Origin of the sequence: Caproiciproducens sp. NJN-50 (assembly GCF_004103755.1) — a bacterium.
Classification (GTDB): Bacteria; Bacillota; Clostridia; order Oscillospirales; family Acutalibacteraceae; genus Caproicibacter.
Map to the genome: position 1 here is coordinate 1880122 of NZ_CP035283.1, position 17460 is coordinate 1897581.

Genomic DNA, 17460 nt, shown 5'->3' on the forward strand with positions numbered 1-17460 from the left:
AGTAAAGAGGTCTTTTAATTGAAAAGCGAAAAATATCCGGAGTTCATTTTGACAAAACCACTGATATTTCTTATGGCTGTCGTCTGCGGAGTAACGGTTGCAAATCTTTATTACATACAGCCGCTTGAAGCGCAGATTGCGTCGGCCTTCCATGTCTCACAGAATGCGGCCGGGGCGGCGGCCATGCTCACGCAAATTGGCTATGCGCTCGGACTTTTACTTTTTGTCCCGCTTGGCGACATGGCGGAACGCCGTTCAGTCATTCTGCGAATGTTGCTGCTGGTTACAGCCTCGCTTCTATTGGCCGGTTTAGCACCGACCTATGCCGTGTTGTTGATCGCCATGTTCGTAATTGGGATGACGACTATCGTTCCGCAACTCATCGTACCATACGCAGCCCAGCTATCTAAGCCGGAAGAACAGGGCAAAACCATTGGCAACGTGATGAGTGGTCTGCTGATTGGGATTTTGCTTTCCCGGACTTTCAGCGGCCTGATCGGAGCAACCGTGGGTTGGCGCGCTGTTTATTATATTGCAACAGGATTGACTCTGGTACTCCTGCTGGTCATTCGTTTTGCCTTCCCAAAGAGCGAATCTAGTGCGCAGATATCATATTCGGATCTTCTAAAATCCATGCCCGGCCTGATCAAAAGGCAACGCCCACTTCGAGAATCGGCTTTGAACGGATTTTTTATGTTTGGCTCTTTCAGCGCATTTTGGACTTCTCTCATTTTCTTACTGGAAACCCCACACTATGGTATGGGAACGAGAGAAGCCGGGCTTTTCGGATTGGCTGGCGTTGCCGGGGCGTTGGCCGCTCCGCTGATTGGCAAGGCAGCGGATCACAAAAGCCCGCGTTTCACGGTTGGAATCGGCATCCTGCTTTCCACGCTCGCATATCTCTGTTTCACTTTTTGGGGCTTTCATCTATGGGGCCTGATCGCGGGCGTGATTATTCTGGACCTCGGCAATCAGTCCGGTCAGGTTTCAAACATGGCCCGTGTGCAGGCATTGGGTGATGGCATGCGCAGCCGAAACAACACCGTATATATGTTTTCCTACTTTATCGGTGGTGCGGCAGGGTCTTTTATGGGGACTTTATGCTTTCAGCACTTCGGCTGGCATGGAGTCTGCGTGGTTGGACTTGTATTTCAACTTGCCGCACTCCTGATCCATTTTGGAGTTTACCGGAAACAGGCACCGCTTGCGTGATCGCATTATGAGGCTCAAAAAATTTCTTTCTTCCCGTAATTTCCCTTTCTGCCGCAATGGCCCTTGACTTTTCTTTTGATCAGAGTTGATATAGACACCAACGGGAGTTGCCCGGAAAAATAAAAACGTCATGGCAGGCTGATATGATTCGAGCATATCAGCCCTGCGCAAAGGTGAACAGACCACCCTGCACAACCGTAAACAGCGCCACGACAAAGTTATTGTACCTTGTTTTTTGTGGCGGCACAAGAAGAATCTTTTGCGCGTGCAAGGGTAGCGGACAGAGAAGCCCCGCCTTTGCACGCGCTTTTAAGTGCCGGAGATTCCCGACTTCAAAGAAAGGTCGGGGTACAAATAAACATTTTTCAGAATCTGGAGGATCTGCTGGTTTCCAAGGAAACTGAACAGCCCGGTTCCATCACGGATCTCCTGCTGCTTACCACGGATATCCGGACGAAGCTTGGCGGGGAGGGATATCTGGTGGAGAGCTACCTGTCCCATTTCTTTCAGGCGGTCATCGCTTCCTCCAGTCAGGAGGCTGTGTCAGACGGGTATGAGGTGTCATCGGATCTGAGAGACCTGTGCTTTTATGCTCTGGATACAGCCTTAGGAAATTCGTCTGAGCACAAGCACCGCCCGTTCCAACTGACTAACACCGGCGCGGAGGCGGAGAAACATCCCTTTTACCCGGAGGTCAAGCAAAATTTTGAGGAACATTCGGATCAATCGGCACAGCGGTTTACTGTCGTGAACCGGCATTACGCGCTGCTGGCGGAGAAATTCCTCCAATACGCCATGTCCCGGTTCCTGTCAGATAAAAGGGATAGCATCAGCGAAGTCCTTCAAAACGCTGATCTGAACATGCTGTATGGCAGAATTTCCGTTGTCGTTGGGGAACCACCGATGGAGCGGATGAACCGGATGCTGAAGGAGCAGTTCCTTGCCGTTCCCGCTTCCATGGGATTTTCCTATGGGCTCTCCTGCGCCTTGCTGGACAGCCTGGTTTATGAGGACAGCAAAACGGGAAAACAGGTGTTTCAGCTTCTGATGGACGATTGCTCTGAAGCGCTGAAATGAACCGTCAGTCCTCCGGCACGATCCAGCGTTCCCCGTCGTAGTCCTCAAATTTTTCCGTTGTTACATTCTGCTCGAAATAAATAGCGAGGATGCGCTTGATGTCCTCCTTGCCAGCACGTTTTGTGGAAAAGCCCTGCTCACGCAGGGTTTTTTCTATACGGTTCAGGTAGGAGAACACTTCGCTCTGCTTTTCATTCCGGAGCCGGATCACCACCAGAAATTCTCTGGACGTTGCCATCTGCACCTGCATCCGGTCGAGCTGGGAGAGATCCTGCTCCAGGAGCTGCCGCACAGCCGGGTGGTTCTCCTGTTCCAGCCGTGTCCGCAGAAACTGCTTGTTGTCCTCAAAGTTTTCCCGGCTGTTCAGGCACAGAAACTCCAGCTCCGCGATGCCCTTGAGAACGGTCATCAGGGCGTAGATCCGGGCCGAAACACTTTCCTCGGAAAGTACGGAAATATTGGTGGGCTTGATAATAAAATACACCAGCTCGTCGCCGCGGTTGGTCGCAAGACTGTAATCGGTGACGGCCTTCGTATTGATGAGCTGACGGGTATATTGTTTTTGCCTTGCGTTTTTCTTTTCTGCCTTATTCATGTTTTCCATACCCCCATTTGTAGACCTGCTGCCTTGTAAAAAAGAAAGCGCAGGCGTTTTTTATAAAGTCAAGGATGCTGGTATCGTCAAAACGGATCGTCAGAAACGCATAGAGGGCCGTGATAACGATGGGCGGCAGAAGCCGGAGCTGCGCCAGCGCAAACACAGAGAGTAACAGGCCGACCCCGATGATTCCGATATCCCGGAGCTGCCACAGCCACAGCGTCGCCTTGGATTTCAGGTTGTCCGGATAGATATACATGATGATTCCTCCTTGAATTTGCGTAAAAAATAAGCGACTCCCCGGAGCACATGCTCCACGCAGGGAATCGCAACGCTGTTGCCAAGAGCTTTATATCTGGCGCTGTCCGAAGCGCCGGGGATGTCCGTCCAGTGGTCCGGAAACCCCTGGAGCCGTTCGCATTCCAGCGGGGTCAGCCTTCGGATCAGCTTGCGGATGCGATGGGGATGCACATGTGGTTCGGCTGACGCACCGCGAGGTTCAGGCGCCCCGGCTTGGTTTGTTTCACACACGAGGTCGGTGGCATCCTTGTACTGCCGGGCGCTCTCGGTGCTTACCACCTCGTTCGGCGCATATTCGTCGCTGCGCTGCTGGGAAAACACACAATGCCGGTCTAATCCCGAGGGTTGACTTATCCCGATGTTGTCAGGTAAGGGCGGAGCTACTTGTTGAGAATCAAGTATGTGTTTTTCCGTTGTCATCATAAAACCTCCAGATAATAATATTAAAAGTGGTCGGGTAGGCTAATGCCGACTCGGCCACTTTTGGACTGAATCATATTGTTTTAACAGACTATGCAAGACCATACAAACGCTTGATCATCTGCTCGTCATTTTCCCAAATCAGCTCGATTGTAGCATTGGCTTCACATTTATCTGTAATTTTTTGTATGGCTTGCCTTTTCATTTCAGTATCGGCCCAGGCATAGATCCGAGTAGTGTTTACATCGGCATGTCCGAGAAACTCGGACAGTAAAACCAGAGGCATACCTCCCCGATACAAGTGCATCGCTCTGGAATGGCGCAACTGGTGTGGGTGAACTCTATCCGGAAATTCTGAACATAACTTTTTGCCTGTTTCTCCGTATTTGCGCATGAACAGCGAGACAGCATCCGAGGACATTTTGTTTCTGTGGCCATGAGAGATTGTATAGAACAGAAAATCCTCATCTTTCCTTGATATTGCAGGATGAGCTGTATTGAGGTAATTCTTCAGATGCCCAGCAACTTTGGACGAAATGGGTAGTTTTCGCATTTTAGCCCCTTTGCCTGTAAGATAAACAGACGGAGTATTCTGCTGCAATTCCAAATCGCCAATCCGCAAATCCAACAGTTCCTGACACCGTGCGGCAACGTCATACATTAAAATCATAAAACAAAAATCCCGAAAACCTGTTGTCTTCTTAGTATTAGGTTGCAGAAATAATGCTTCGAGAGCTGGCAAGCTCATGAATTCCACTACCTTACCGTGGGCTTTTTTAACGGGTACGTTTGCTAACTCGACCTGGAAATAGATCTTTGCCGGATCGACAATGCTTGAATATTTTGCAAAAGAGCGGATCGCCATCAAGCGCAGATTTACAGTTTGAGGTGAGCATCCCCGCGAAACTGTGAGCCAATCCAAAAAGCCGCAGACATTTGTATAAGTCAGATCATCGAAACCTATCCGAGCATACCCAAGGCCAAGTTCTTCCTTAAAATATTGAAGCAGGAGACTCAATGATTCCCGATAGGATTTCTGCGTATTTTTGCTGTAGTTTTTTTGCTTGAGTAAATATATCTCAAGAAAATTTTTAATTGTTTTGAAAAAGCGTTCGTCTTTCATCAGCATTGTTCTACCTCCGGAATCATATCTACGTAATCTTCAAGGTGAAGATCTGACATTTGTGGAAAAAATTCAGGCACAAGATGAATGTAATAGGCGGTGTCAGACAGATTTTTGTGTCCCATATACTCGCTGAGATAAGCAAGACAGGCATTGACATCCTGTCCTTCCTTCATCCATTGATACAAACGATGTGTGGCAAATGTATGGCGGAGATCATAAAGTCTGGGTTCGTTCCCTGCGCAATGGTGATATAGTCCGGCCTCAATCAAAAATTTCCTGAAGGTGGGAATGATCCACTCTTGGGAATACATCCCCTCTCCGCGACTGCTTGGACTGGGAAAGAAGAATCTTCTTTCCGGATAGATCAACCCAACTTTTTTAGAATACCGGCGGCATAATTCCAGTATTGAGCCCGAAAGCATGACGATGCGGTCTTTATGACCTTTGGATTCCAGTATTTTTACACAGCCAGTATTAAGATCAACATCTTCCGGACGTAGGCGACGAGCTTCAATTGGCCTTAATCCGCAGCAGTAAATCATTCTGAACATCACGGAAACAACTAAGTGCTTTACTGGCGTTCGGGTTGATGGTTGACATTGGTCAATCACACTAAAAATGGTAGATAGTTCCTCTTTGGTGTAGATATGCGGGATGTGACGTTCGGTTTTGCGCATCAGCTCCATTGGAAGGACATAGGCCGCAATGCCTATACCGTTCATATATCTGGCAAGCTCACGAATAACGGAGACTCGGTTGAGTCGAAACAGATTCCGTTCACAGTCCCGGCATTCGGCCCATTTTAGAACCAACTGCTGCGTTATTTGTGTCTCGTTAGGGAATTGTTCTTGGCAAAACCGTTCAAACATATACAAAATACGTTCGCTTTCCAGATAATCGAAACCGAAGGCACGCTTTTGTGCGATTAAACCACATATATACGGAGCGAACGCTCCGGTAAAGTCATATCTCATAGAAGTGCCTCCTGCGTAACTTCAATTCCGTCAAGGTCTAATGCGCAGACAAGTAGCCGCTTTTTACTGATGCGTACATATGATTTCATTGAGTCAATTTGAGTATGACCTAATATTTCTTTTACGGTATCAATCGGTACTCCGCCATCAATCATTTGCGTGGCCACATATCTTCTAAAGCTATGAAAGCCCTTATGACATCCCGGATCGTAGTTCATCTCAGCCTTGCGCATATGCAATCTCAGTCGATCACCAACCGCATTGGGGGTCATTGCACCATAAGGAAATCGCGCTCTAACGAACAAAAATTCCGATTGTGTTTTTGGGCGTTCATTAAGAATATAGTCTGCTATGGCGTTTCCGACTGCGGGTTCCAAAGGCAGTGCCAATTCCACTCCGGTTTTATGCTGACAAAATCTGATTTCATGGCTGTTCCAATTAATGTTCACTAATTTTAAGTTTACTATATCGACCGCACGCAGGCCAACACTTTGCGCTATAGCAAAAACAGCAGTGTCTCGCTTGGACAAGCTGGAATACTTCATTGCGGAATCTGTAATCGCCACAACCTCTTGCGTTGAAAATACCGGCATCAGCTTTTTCCTCTGCGACGGCCGCGCCGTTAATGAAGGTCTAAAATCAATGCAGTCCATACAGCCCAGCAGATATTCACACAGATTCTTTAGCGCACTTAGCACACGCTCCATGCTGCCTTTATGTTGCGGCGCAACAAACAGTAGAAAATCACTGATCGATTTGAGCGTTATCGTTTTTAATGAAGAATGCCCGTTCGTTTCGAGATATCTGAAAAATTTGCGCGTTATCCCGACAAAACTTTGGATTCCTTTAGGGGTACGCATCTTTCTTCTTTCTTCCCAAAATTTAAATTCCAGCGTAATGTTTTCATAATAGGCAGATAACTGATAAGTTGGACAAGGCTTGATTCTATGCCACACGATGCAACGCCTTAAAGAATATTCTTCCATCATCGCCGCCATCTTACGAACGCGCATATTTATGTGATTCCCAATAAGACCTTCTTGAAATTGCTTCTGGATACCAAGAACTACCTCATTTGTAAACACAGGATCATATAACTCTTTCCCGGCTTTTCGGTACGCCTTGATGAGAGGCCACATGCCCTCATAGTAATAGTTACGAAGACTGTATTTTCCCAGCCCCATCTTGCGTAACGCATTGAGCAGTCCGTCGCAAAGACATTTTAGTTCAATTTCTTTTTGCATAACAAAGTACCTCCATAATATTGTGGATCGGCCTATGACCGTCAACTTCATTATAGAGGTGCTTTCGATATATTTAGTTATTGAAACCATACGAGTAAAAAGAAGGTTTAAACTCCTTATTCAGTTGTCGCTAATTTTCATCTGCAGAAATAGAAATTGCTTTGACCGGGCAAGAGTTTACTGCCTTCATAAGCTTCTCCTGATCGATCTCTTCGCTAATTTCTTTGAGAGAAGCTTTTTTGTTCTGAATTTCAAATAACTCCGGGTAGTTTTTTGTACACAAAGAACACCCCATGCAGGCGGATCTGTTGATAGAAGGGCCGCTCTGATTTGCCCTGAGCTGAGGCAGGTCATCATCCTTTACAATTTTCGCTGTGATCCAAGAAAAAACAACGATGGCGATGACAGTCAAAACCCAGCGAACCGCCATAAACTTAAATCCCAGGAATTTCAACTCATTTAATAGCATCGGGACTTTTATCACTGCCCAAGCGCTTAAAATGATAACCAGATTTCTGACTGAAGCGCCTTTCTTATGCAGCATCACGCATAGTGGAAACGCCGCGTAGATTGGGCCCGCCGATATACTTCCAAGCGCAAGAGAAAGAACAACGCCTTTTGTTTTTGCTTCTTTTCCAAGATACTTCATGATTTTTTCCTTGGGAACCCATAAATCCAGGAGAGCTGTCAGAACAAATATGACCGGCATGATCATAATCATTTCTTTTATGTAATAGAAGCTGTTCTTGACAGAGGCAATGCCCATGTTCTGGTTTATAATAAACATAGCAATGTAAGCTGCCGCAATGAACAGGATAAACAGGTTTTCTTTTGCTTTACGCAGAACCTTCATACAATCACCCCCATAACAAGTGCAATAATAATCGCAAATAGAAAACTCAGCCCGTTTCGCACGGCGGTAAATTTTAAGCCAAACTCACGCTTTTCAAGCGGAAATGTGACGATACCAACCATCGTAAGCGTTGTCAGAAAAGCGACGGATGGAACTATCCCCACGCCCGCGTGCACAAGCGTACCGACAAGCGGAAAAGCAATAAATGCCGGAATCAGGGTAATTGCTCCGAACGCGGCAGCAATAACAGTGGCCAAAAGTACCGACTGCTTGCCGACAAATTCGGCAATGTTCTCAGGCGGGAATACAGTCAGGATTAAACCAATCAAAAAAATAATGGACAAAATACTGCCCAGCATTCCTTTGCCCATGCCAAACGCCATTTTGAGGGCCTGCTTTGTTTTTCCCTTATCCTTGGCAAAAGAAAATATTAGGAATATGGCGGTTCCGATCCACATTGCCAAAGTCAATACATCCATGTGATACCTCCTATAATCTGTTTGATCAGATTATAAAGGGTATTATTCAATTGAAATAGACACCCATGTTTCTTTTTGTTATAATATTCAAAAAGGAGCGGTCTATATGATAATTGAGAAAATACGGCGCATACCCTTGCTTTCGGAAATGGATACCGCCGTTTTGGATAGATGTATTGCGAAAAACCAAATTTTTGTCAGGCATTACTCAAAGGGCGCGACGGTACACCATCAGCATGAAGCCTGTTCTGTGCTCGACGTTGTTTTATCGGGAAAGCTGGTTGCGTATTCCTTATCAGAAAATGGTTCCGCGATTACAATGTTCGAATTTCAAAAAAACAGTATTATCGGAGCTAATTTGCTGTTTGGAGAAAATACCAACTATCCGTTAAATATTTATGGCGTAACAGATGGGGACGTGCTTCATATAACGAGAGAAGCGGTTATGGAATTCCTGCATGACTATCACTTTGTCATGCGGTTTATAAAATCCTTGTCTCTGAATTCCCAAGGTATGAATCGGAAGATTAAAATGCTGACCCAAAAAACGCTGCGTGAGAACTTAATGGACTATCTCAAGCAACAATCTATTATTCAAGGCTCTTCGAAAATCGTCCTTCCGTTCAGCAAAAAAGAACTGGCAGACTACTTGGGCGTTCAACGACCGTCGCTGTTCAGGGAACTGAAAAAAATGAAGGACGAGGGAATCATTGAAATTGATAACCGCACGATTCAGCTATAACAGCTCAAACTGATTTTTGTAAAACCTTAGAACGCCATCGTCCCTGAGCTTGGAAAGCTCAGCCGACATGGCGCTACGCTCGACGGAAAGGTAGTCCGCGAGTTCCTGTCGGTTGAATGGAATGCAAAAGTGACTGCTTCCCGATTTCTTGGCCTCAGCCGAAAGGTAGGCCAGGAGTTTTTCACGGGTGGTTCGTTTCGAGGTGAATTCAATTTTCTGCGTCAGTGATATATTTTTCATGGATACGATGTTTAACATGTTCTGAATAAGCTTGCTGTGAAAACCGCACGCCTTCGCGCACGGGACTGCAAGCCTGTGACAGTCGATAAAGAGAAGCTCACTTTCGCTCATCGTAATCACACTGACCGGAAGCGTTTTTATTTCCGCGCAGGCAAAGGATTCCCCGAACAGATTCCCAATGTCAATTTTTCCAAGGATGCTTCTATTTCCGTAATAGTCATCCTGCACAACCTGAACCTGTCCCGATAGAACGATGCCGAATTTTTCGATGCTTTCGCCGCTGAAAAACACGGTTTGCCCTTTTTCAAAACGAACCGATTTTGCGGTCAGGCATGACAAAAGTGGCAGTAAATCTGATTCTTCAATGCCCTTGAATAATCGTACTGTTTTCAGCACATCCAAATAATTTTTCATAATATCCTCTTTCGTTGGAAATCCAACGGACTTATTGACTTAAGAATAGTAAACTTAAGGCAGAAAGTCAATAATAACCTGAAATAACGCACTCGGAAAAAGAGGTGAACGGAACATGATTCGAAAGATTATTAGAATTGATGAAGAAAAATGTAATGGCTGCGGTCTGTGCGCAAAAGCCTGCCACGAAGGGGCAATCGGCATGGTAAACGGAAAGGCCAAGCTCCTCCGCGACGATTATTGCGACGGTCTCGGCGACTGCCTGCCGGCCTGCCCGACGGACGCGATCAGCTTTGAGGAACGCGAAGCGAAGGAATACGACGAAGCCGCCGTGAAGAAAAGCAAGCTGAGCAAACAGGGAGAAACGCTGGCTTGCGGCTGCCCGGGGACGCAGTCTAAAGCAATCCATCGGGAAAATGAGTGTGAGGCCGTCCAGCCCAATATCAGCGAAAATAAAAGCCAGTTGTCACAGTGGCCAGTCCAAATCAAACTTGCGCCGGTCAACGCTCCGTATTTCGCGGACGCCAATCTGCTGGTGGCCGCCGACTGTACGGCCTATGCTTACGGCGATTTTCACAACAGGTTTGTCAGGAACAAAGTGACCCTGATCGGCTGTCCCAAGCTTGACGAAGGGGATTACAGCGACAAACTCACGGAGATCATTAGGAGTAACAACATTAAAAGCGTCACGGTAGTCAGAATGGAAGTTCCCTGCTGCGGCGGGATCGAAAACGCGGTAAAACGGGCGCTTCAAAACAGCGGCAAAATGATTCCCTGGCAGGTAGTGACGATTTCAACCGACGGAAAAATTCTTGATTGACAGGAGGGTATCATAATGATAGAAAAAGAGTATAAGCTGTCCAAAACCAATAAAAAAGCGATAGAAAAAGTCATATTTGACGAAAACCTGCATTACCTCCACATGGTGTTCAACCAGGGCGAGGGACTGCCGGAGCACTTATCCAATTCAAACGTGTATATGACCGTCATTCGCGGAAGGCTCTCCATCGGACTTGATGATCAGGAAATCCATGAGTATGAGGCCGGAACTCTGCTGAAAATCCCGTTTCAAACTAAAATGAATGTCAAAAATGTGCATGACGAAACGCTGGAGCTGATTGTCGTAAAGGCGCCCGCTCCGAAAAGCTGAGAAAGCGAAGGAGGAAACCGGATGAAAAAGTACAGGTGTATTCCCTGCGGGTATATCTATGATCCAGCGCTTGGCGATCCCGACAGCGGCATCGGGCCCGGCACGGTATTTGAAGATTTGCCCGATGATTGGCAGTGCCCGATCTGTTTTGTCGGCAAGGACGAATTTGAACCTGTTGAAGACTAAATTTTAAAGGAGGAAACAAAAATGAGTATGTTTTGTTATCAATGTCAGGAAACCGCCGGAGGAAAGGGCTGCGCGGTGCGCGGCGTCTGCGGAAAAACCGAAGAAGTAGCAAAGCTTCAGGATCTTCTGATTTACACCCTCAAGGGCATTTCAGAAATTGTAGTCAAAAGAAAGCTGGACGTCAAAACCCTTGGCGAAACAAATTATGAGGTGCTCAGCAGCCTGTTTATGACCATCACCAACGCGAATTTTGACGACGGCTCTATTGAAAAGCAGATCATGAAAATGATCGCCGTAAGAGACGAACTCAGAAATTCTAATGCTTCTGCGGGTTTACACGATGCGGCGACCTTCATGGTGAGCTCCAGAGCGTCTATGCTGGAAAAAGCCACTACCGTCGGTGTGCTGTCAACCGCAAACGAGGACGTGCGGTCTCTCCGCGAGATGATCACATACGGTCTTAAGGGCATGGCGGCCTACGCCGAGCACGCGAAAAACATCGGAAAAGAAGATTCGGCAATCAACGCCTTCATCTATGAGGCGCTGGCGGCAACGCTGGACGATTCCCTCTCCGCCGATGATCTGGTGGCACTGACGCTGAAGACCGGAGAATACGGCGTCAAAGTTATGGCGCTACTGGATGAGGCCAACACATCACGGTTCGGCAATCCTGAAATCACCGAGGTCAATATCGGCGTCAGAAAACATCCCGCGATCCTGATTTCCGGCCACGACCTGACCGATCTGGAACAGCTTTTGGAGCAAACCAAAGGCACCGGCGTGGATGTATATACCCACAGCGAGATGCTGCCCGCCCATTATTACCCGGCTTTCAAAAAATACGATAATTTCGCGGGCAACTACGGCAACGCCTGGTGGAAGCAGCTCGATGAATTTGTATCCTTCCGTGGCCCCATTCTCTTTACCACTAACTGCATCGTCCCGCCAAGAAGCGAAGAGGTCCGGGGCAGAATCTATACCACGGGTTCCACGGGCTATCCCGGCTGCAAGCACATCGAAGCCGACGAGAACGGGAAAAAGGATTTTTCAGAAATCATCGCGCTTGCCAAGACCCTTCCCGCGCCAGATGAGATCGAAACTGGAAGCATCGTCGGCGGCTTTGCACACAATCAAGTAATGGCTCTGGCCGACAAGGTCGTCGATGCCGTCAAATCCGGCGCGATCAAAAAGTTCTTTGTCATGGCAGGTTGTGACGGACGCATGAAGTCCAGAGAATACTACACCGAGTTTGCCGAGAAGCTCCCGAAGGACACGGTGATTCTTACGGCGGGCTGCGCGAAATACCGTTATAATAAGCTGAAGCTGGGCGATATCGGCGGTATTCCGAGAGTTCTCGACGCCGGACAGTGCAACGATTCTTATTCTCTGGCGGTGATTGCGCTGAAGTTAAAAGAGGTGTTTGGACTCGATGACATCAATAAACTGCCGATTGCCTTCAATATCGCCTGGTACGAACAAAAGGCCGTTATCGTTCTCTTGGCTCTGCTGTACCTGGGCGTGAAGAACATCCACCTCGGCCCCACGCTGCCGGGTTTCCTGTCTCCCAATGTGGCCAAGGTATTGGTTGAAAAATTTGGTATCGCGGGTGTCGGAACAGTTGATGATGACATCAAACTGTTCATGAACGCCTGATAGAGAAAGGAATATCAGCATATGAAAGCGACGATCGACAGAGAAGGCTGTATTTCCTGCGGGCTATGTGCATCAACCTGTCCGGAGGTATTTCGGATGGCTGATGACGGGCACGCGGAGGTTTGCGCGGACCCTATTCCTGAATCTGCGGAAGACTCGGCAGCAGAAGCGCGTGATAACTGTCCCGTCTCTGTTATCATGGTAGAATAGCCAGAATCAGCGCCCTTCTGAAAGGTTTTGGCCGTTCAGAAGGGCACTTTAACTGGAACTCTCAGAGGGCAAGGGGTGTAAAATGAACCATATTGGGCAAGTAATAAATGCTATGATCGCGTATTACGCCGGGGATGTTCGGCGAATCAACCATTTTCTGAAGGTATTCGGTTTTGCCAAGGCAATCGGAGAGATGGAAGGATTAGACGAAAGCACGCAGGAGATTATTGAAATCGCGGCGCTTACTCATGACATTGGGATTAAAAACAGTGAGAAAAAGTACAACAGCTCCGCTGGGAACTATCAGCAGATTGAAGGTCCGCCTGAAGCAAAAAAGCTTCTGGAGGGGGTAGGCATCGAATCAGGTGTTATTGACCGCGTATACTGGCTTATCGCGCATCATCATACCTATACCGACATTCAGGGAATCGATTATCAAATACTGGTTGAGGCGGACTTTCTTGTTAATGCTTATGAAGATAATATGTCGAATGACTCCGTTCACAGTATCGGGAGTAAAATGTTTAAAACATTGAGTGGGAAAGCCATTCTAAACGCAATATATGCCTAAAGGAAAATTAAATCAACAATTAGTATGAATACGAAAAAAGCGGTCCTGGCAGAATTGAACTGTCAGTCCGCTTTTAATCTATTATCTGGAGGTTTTATGATGACAACGGAAGAGAAAATACTTGATTCTCAACAAATAGCCCTACCCTTACCTGACAGCATCGGGATAACTCAATCTTCGGGATTAGACCGGCACTGCGTGTTTTCCCAGCAGCGCAGCGACGAATATGCGCCGAACGAGGTGGTAAGCACAGAGAGCGCCCGGCAGTACAAGGACGCCACCGACCTTGTGTGTGAAAGAAGCGAAGCCGACGTGTCGGAAACCCATGCGCATCCCCATTGCGTCCGCAAGCTGATCCGGAGGCTGACTCCGCTGGAATGCGAACGGCTTCAGGGCTTTCCGGATCACTGGACAGACATTCCCGGCGCTTCGGACAGCGCCAGATACAAGGCGCTGGGCAACAGCGTGGCGATTCCCTGCGTGGAGCATGTGCTCCGGGGAGTCGCTTATTTTTTACGCAAATTCAAGGAGGAACCATCATGTACATCTATCCGGACAACCTGAAATCCAAGGCGACGCTGTGGCTGTGGCAGCTCCGGGACATCGGGATCATCGGTGTCGGCCTGCTGATCTCCGTGTTCGCGCTGGCGCAGCTCCGGTTTCTGCCTCCCATCGTCATCACGACCCTTTACGCGTTTCTGACCATCCGTTTCGACGATACCAGCATCCTCGACTTCATTAAAAACGCCTGCGCCTTCTTTTTCACAAGGCAGCAGGTCTACGAATGGGGGTATGGAAAACATGAATAAGGCAGAGAAGAAAAACGCAAGGCAAAAACAGGTTACCCGCCAGCTCATCAACACGAAGGCCGTCACCGATTACAGCCTTGCGACCAACCGTGGCGACGAACTGGTGTATTTTATCATCAAGCCCACCAACATCTCAGTGCTTTCCGAGAAAAGCGTCTCGGCCCGGATCTACGCCTTGATGACCGTTCTCAAGGGCATCGCGGAGCTGGAATTTCTGTGCCTCAACAGCCGGGAGAATTTTGAGGATAACAAGCAGTTTCTCCGGGCACGGTTGGAGCAGGAAAACCTCCCGGCTGTGCGGCGGCTTCTTGAGCAGGATCTCTCCCAGCTCGACCGGATGCAGGTGCAGATGGCGACGTCCAGAGAGTTTCTGGTGGTGATCCGGCTCCGGAACGAAAAGCAGAGCGAGGTGTTCTCTTACCTGAACCGTATAGAAAAAACCCTGCGTGAGCAGGGCTTTTCCACAAAACGCGCCGGCAAGGAGGACATCAAGCGCATTCTTGCCATTTATTTCGAGCAGAATGTGACAACGGAAAAATTTGAGGACTACGACGGGGAGCGCTGGATCGTGCCAGAGGACTGACGGTTTATTTCAGCGTTTCGGAGCAGTCGTCCATCAGAAGCTGAAACATCTGTTTTCCCGTTTCGCTGTCCTCATAAACCAGGCTGTCCAGCAAGGCGCAGGAGAGCCCGTAGGAAAATCCCATGGAAGCGGGAACGGCAAGGAACTGCTCCTTCAGCATCCGGTTTAACCGCTCCATCAGGGGTTCCCTGACGACAGCGGAAATTCCGTCATACAGCATGTTCAGATCGGCATTCTGGAGAACTTCGGTGATGTTTTCCTTTTTATCCGACAGGAACCGGGACATGGCGTATTGGAGGAACTCCTCCGACAGCAGCGCGTAATGCCAGTTCACAACCGTAAACCGCTGCGCGGACTGATCCGGGCTCTCCTCGAAATGCTGCTTGACCTCCGGGTAAAAGGGATGCGTCTCCGCCTCCGCGTCGGTATCGGTCAGTTGGAACGAACGGTGCTTGTGTGGGGACGAATCTCCGGAGGCAGCATCCAGAGCGTAGAAGCACAGGTCTCTCAGTTCCGATGACGCCTCATAACCGTCAGACACGGCCTCCTGACTGCAGGAAGCAATGACCGCCTGAAAGAAGCGGGACAGGTAGCTCTCGATCAGATATCCCTCCCCGCCGAGCTTCGTCCGGATCTCCGCGGCAAGCCGCAGGAGATCCGTGACGGAACCGGGCTGTTCCGCTTCCTTGGAGCCCAGCAGATCCTCCGAATTCTGAAAAAAGTTCATTTGTACCCCGACCTTTCTTTGAAGTCGGGAATCTCCGGCGCGTAAAAGCGCGTGCAAAGGTGGGGTTCCTCTGTCCACTCCCTTGCACGCGCGAAAGATTCTTCTTGTGCCGCCACAAAAAACAAGGTACAATAACCTTGTCGTGGCGCCGTTTACGGTTGTGCAGGGTGGCCTATTCACCTTTGCGCAGGGCTGATATGCTCGAATCATATCAGCCTGCCATGACGCTTTTATTTTTCCGGGCAACTCCCGTTGATGTCTATATCAACTCTGATCAAAAGAAAAGTCAAGTTGAATCAAGGGAAAAGATAGAAAATTGAAAACTATACTTTCAGTTTCCCAGTATGCTCATAAGTTGAGCGTTAAGGAGTGCTCCTGAAACATAGCGAAATATTGCGAAACTCCTTAGGTAGTTTCTTCCTCGGTATAGCCACCGCCGATTGTCTCAAGGAAAATATTACGGAATGGCTCATCGAGCGTGGCGCAAACGAGTTGAGCCCAAACCTCGGTGCTGAGGTTGCCGCCTTTTACGCACCAGACTTTATAGTGCTCGTCGGCGTACTCTCCGATGGAGATTCCGGTCTGCTGTTCGGCATCACGGTATTTTAATTCAAAGACGTCCCTGGTGTACTGATTAACAGAGAAGTCGATATGCTCGAATTTTTCAAGCGACGGATAGTACGTCCCGTGTAGGTAATTTGTCATTATAACCGGTTCAGTACCGACGAAAATATCAGGGTTCCATATTTGCTCGACATTCAGATGATACAGCTCTGTACCGTTTTCAATAGCTTTCTTTATATATAAAAGTATTCGATGATTCGTCTTAGGATCGTAGTGGATAATCGTTTCTTTTCCGCGTCGGAGCTGCTCGGAAATATTCTCGAAGTTCAAGGTGATCCCACGATATTTCTGAGCGTCCCAAGTTGCGGTCCCGACCATTTGTGAATATGGGACGGCGAGATTATTGTCACATCGCGTGAGTATTCTTGCTGGCGGTTTTATGTGCTGCATTATCTCTATTGTGTTCGGCGCTTCGGGGTTAATACTTCCGATAGACGTATCAAGGAAGATATTGTAGAGATAGTACTTATCGTTCAACCTGAAGCCCTGCCTTAAAAATTCCGTATCCGTCACATCAGTCAGTCCATATTTGTCATGCGGCAGTTCGATACGCTCATGGCTGAGTATTTCGTCAACATCGTAAATCCGATAAACACATTCTTCAACAAGCCGGCAGATAAAAGCGCATATGAGGCGATCTATATCAACATCGAAATTATCAGCATAGGTTATCTTTCCGTCAGCGGCTTCCATGACGGCAGTTTCATGAGCAAACTGTCCGGTCCCACGGTATTTTATGATCTTTCCGGCTGTTGCAAGGTATATAAGGTCACCACCGCCGTTCTTGGTTTCGGGCCGGAAGCAAAAGCAGAGCAACTCTTCGATATTAAGATCGGCGGCTTCAAACATACTCGATATCAAAACCGGCAAGCCGCAGCGCGGGGGTAATCGTCTCCATTACTTCATCAAGCACAGTGTCCGTTCCGATGCAGCGGTTACAGGTATGCAAATCAAGATAGAGATACTCAACGACAATCTTCTTTTCAGAAGATGTGTCGCATCCGCAGGAACAGCCGTCTCCCTCAGATTCCTGTGCGCCGTTCGGCGGTGTCCAGCCGGTATCGTCGCCAACATAGGTAATCGCACCAACCGGACAGCTGTTCCCGCAGCCGTGACAATGGTCAATGCAGGCCTCCGGATTTTTTATGACGGGTGACGGAGCCTTTGAGGGATCATAGACACCGTGAGGACACGTTGCACTACAGGTGCCGCACTCCGCGCAGGTGAGATAATCAATAACTGGATACCATGTCTTTGCCATAATACTT

The 17460-nt window shown here is 48.1% G+C and carries 22 protein-coding genes and 2 pseudogenes; 12 read left to right on the top strand and 12 right to left on the bottom strand.

Going from position 1 to position 17460, the window contains the following annotated elements; translation table 11 throughout:
- Positions 1–72: 72 nt before the first annotated feature.
- Positions 73–1212: an MFS transporter gene (locus EQM14_RS09020; RefSeq protein WP_164919128.1), complete on the top strand. Its 1140-nt coding sequence runs from the start codon at positions 73–75 to the stop codon at positions 1210–1212.
- A gap of 297 nt (positions 1213–1509) precedes the next feature.
- Positions 1510–2289, top strand: coding sequence for a hypothetical protein (locus tag EQM14_RS09025; protein ID WP_128742628.1), 780 nt, complete (start codon positions 1510–1512; stop codon positions 2287–2289).
- Between the two features lie 4 nt (positions 2290–2293).
- On the opposite strand, the gene EQM14_RS09030 is transcribed toward EQM14_RS09025, so the two are convergent.
- The 8 genes and pseudogenes from EQM14_RS09030 to EQM14_RS09065 form a co-directional block, all read right to left on the bottom strand.
- Entirely contained in the window at positions 2294–2884 is a 591-nt protein-coding gene (locus tag EQM14_RS09030; protein ID WP_128742629.1) for a hypothetical protein, read from the bottom strand.
- Positions 2877–3146, bottom strand: coding sequence for a hypothetical protein (locus EQM14_RS09035; protein WP_128742630.1), 270 nt, complete (start codon positions 3144–3146; stop codon positions 2877–2879). The genes EQM14_RS09030 and EQM14_RS09035 overlap by 8 nt, the downstream gene beginning before the upstream one ends.
- Positions 3122–3520: pseudogene (locus tag EQM14_RS09040) on the bottom strand (DNA cytosine methyltransferase); the annotation flags it as partial. The pseudogene EQM14_RS09040 and the gene EQM14_RS09035, both read right to left, overlap by 25 nt.
- Before the next feature lie 178 nt (positions 3521–3698).
- The gene (locus EQM14_RS09045; protein ID WP_128742631.1) at positions 3699–4736 is read right to left on the bottom strand and encodes a tyrosine-type recombinase/integrase; all 1038 of its coding nucleotides are present in this window, start codon (positions 4734–4736) and stop codon (positions 3699–3701) included.
- Positions 4730–5707 carry a tyrosine-type recombinase/integrase gene (locus tag EQM14_RS09050; RefSeq protein WP_128742632.1) on the bottom strand — a complete coding sequence of 326 codons (978 nt, stop codon included), beginning with the start codon at positions 5705–5707 and terminating at the stop codon, positions 4730–4732. Before EQM14_RS09050 ends, EQM14_RS09045 begins: the two co-directional genes overlap by 7 nt.
- On the bottom strand, positions 5704–6951 hold the full coding sequence (locus EQM14_RS09055) for a tyrosine-type recombinase/integrase (protein WP_164919019.1): 1248 nt from the start codon (positions 6949–6951) through the stop codon (positions 5704–5706). Before EQM14_RS09055 ends, EQM14_RS09050 begins: the two co-directional genes overlap by 4 nt.
- A 130-nt stretch (positions 6952–7081) precedes the next feature.
- Positions 7082–7804 carry a permease gene (locus tag EQM14_RS09060; RefSeq protein ID WP_128742634.1) on the bottom strand — a complete coding sequence of 241 codons (723 nt, stop codon included), beginning with the start codon at positions 7802–7804 and terminating at the stop codon, positions 7082–7084.
- Positions 7801–8283 carry a permease gene (locus tag EQM14_RS09065; protein ID WP_128742635.1) on the bottom strand — a complete coding sequence of 161 codons (483 nt, stop codon included), beginning with the start codon at positions 8281–8283 and terminating at the stop codon, positions 7801–7803. The genes EQM14_RS09060 and EQM14_RS09065 overlap by 4 nt, the downstream gene beginning before the upstream one ends.
- 106 nt (positions 8284–8389) lie before the next feature.
- Here EQM14_RS09065 and EQM14_RS09070 point away from each other — a divergent pair, with 106 nt between their 5' ends.
- Positions 8390–9025 carry a Crp/Fnr family transcriptional regulator gene (locus EQM14_RS09070; protein ID WP_128742636.1) on the top strand — a complete coding sequence of 212 codons (636 nt, stop codon included), beginning with the start codon at positions 8390–8392 and terminating at the stop codon, positions 9023–9025.
- Here EQM14_RS09070 and EQM14_RS09075 read toward each other — a convergent pair.
- The gene (locus EQM14_RS09075) at positions 9020–9679 is read right to left on the bottom strand and encodes a Crp/Fnr family transcriptional regulator (RefSeq protein WP_128742637.1); all 660 of its coding nucleotides are present in this window, start codon (positions 9677–9679) and stop codon (positions 9020–9022) included. The genes EQM14_RS09070 and EQM14_RS09075 overlap by 6 nt on opposite strands.
- Positions 9680–9794: 115 nt before the next feature.
- Between EQM14_RS09075 and EQM14_RS09080 the strand changes: the two genes are divergently transcribed.
- The 9 genes and pseudogenes from EQM14_RS09080 to EQM14_RS09120 all read left to right on the top strand — a co-directional run bounded on the left by EQM14_RS09080 (position 9795) and on the right by EQM14_RS09120 (position 14841).
- Positions 9795–10499, top strand: a complete 705-nt coding sequence (locus EQM14_RS09080) for a 4Fe-4S binding protein (RefSeq protein WP_040660378.1) — start codon at positions 9795–9797, stop codon at positions 10497–10499.
- Positions 10500–10514: 15 nt separating this feature from the next.
- Positions 10515–10829, top strand: a complete 315-nt coding sequence (locus EQM14_RS09085) for a cupin domain-containing protein (protein ID WP_128742638.1) — start codon at positions 10515–10517, stop codon at positions 10827–10829.
- A gap of 21 nt (positions 10830–10850) precedes the next feature.
- A complete protein-coding gene (gene rd, locus EQM14_RS09090; RefSeq protein WP_040660375.1) occupies positions 10851–11015 on the top strand; it encodes a rubredoxin in 165 nt (54 codons plus the stop codon).
- Positions 11016–11036: 21 nt separating this feature from the next.
- A complete protein-coding gene (gene hcp / locus EQM14_RS09095) occupies positions 11037–12668 on the top strand; it encodes a hydroxylamine reductase (RefSeq protein ID WP_128742639.1) in 1632 nt (543 codons plus the stop codon).
- Between the two features lie 21 nt (positions 12669–12689).
- Complete coding sequence (locus tag EQM14_RS09100; RefSeq protein ID WP_128742640.1) at positions 12690–12878, top strand: ferredoxin; 189 nt, start codon at positions 12690–12692, stop codon at positions 12876–12878.
- A gap of 82 nt (positions 12879–12960) precedes the next feature.
- Positions 12961–13449, top strand: a complete 489-nt coding sequence (locus EQM14_RS09105; RefSeq protein ID WP_128742641.1) for an HD domain-containing protein — start codon at positions 12961–12963, stop codon at positions 13447–13449.
- Positions 13450–13635: 186 nt separating this feature from the next.
- Positions 13636–14013: pseudogene (locus tag EQM14_RS09110) on the top strand (DNA cytosine methyltransferase); the annotation flags it as partial.
- Positions 13989–14258 (top strand): hypothetical protein, encoded by a 270-nt coding sequence (locus EQM14_RS09115; RefSeq protein ID WP_128742643.1) that lies wholly within the window; start codon positions 13989–13991, stop codon positions 14256–14258. The pseudogene EQM14_RS09110 and the gene EQM14_RS09115, both read left to right, overlap by 25 nt.
- Positions 14251–14841 (top strand): hypothetical protein, encoded by a 591-nt coding sequence (locus tag EQM14_RS09120; RefSeq protein WP_128742644.1) that lies wholly within the window; start codon positions 14251–14253, stop codon positions 14839–14841. Before EQM14_RS09115 ends, EQM14_RS09120 begins: the two co-directional genes overlap by 8 nt.
- 4 nt (positions 14842–14845) lie before the next feature.
- Here the strand turns inward: EQM14_RS09120 and EQM14_RS09125 are convergent, their stop codons facing one another.
- The 3 genes from EQM14_RS09125 to EQM14_RS09135 form a co-directional block, all read right to left on the bottom strand.
- A complete protein-coding gene (locus EQM14_RS09125; RefSeq protein ID WP_128742645.1) occupies positions 14846–15568 on the bottom strand; it encodes a hypothetical protein in 723 nt (240 codons plus the stop codon).
- Positions 15569–15973: 405 nt separating this feature from the next.
- On the bottom strand, positions 15974–17041 hold the full coding sequence (locus EQM14_RS09130; protein WP_128742646.1) for a hypothetical protein: 1068 nt from the start codon (positions 17039–17041) through the stop codon (positions 15974–15976).
- Entirely contained in the window at positions 17034–17453 is a 420-nt protein-coding gene (locus EQM14_RS09135) for a DUF2703 domain-containing protein (RefSeq protein ID WP_243112482.1), read from the bottom strand. Before EQM14_RS09135 ends, EQM14_RS09130 begins: the two co-directional genes overlap by 8 nt.
- Positions 17454–17460 lie beyond the last annotated feature (7 nt).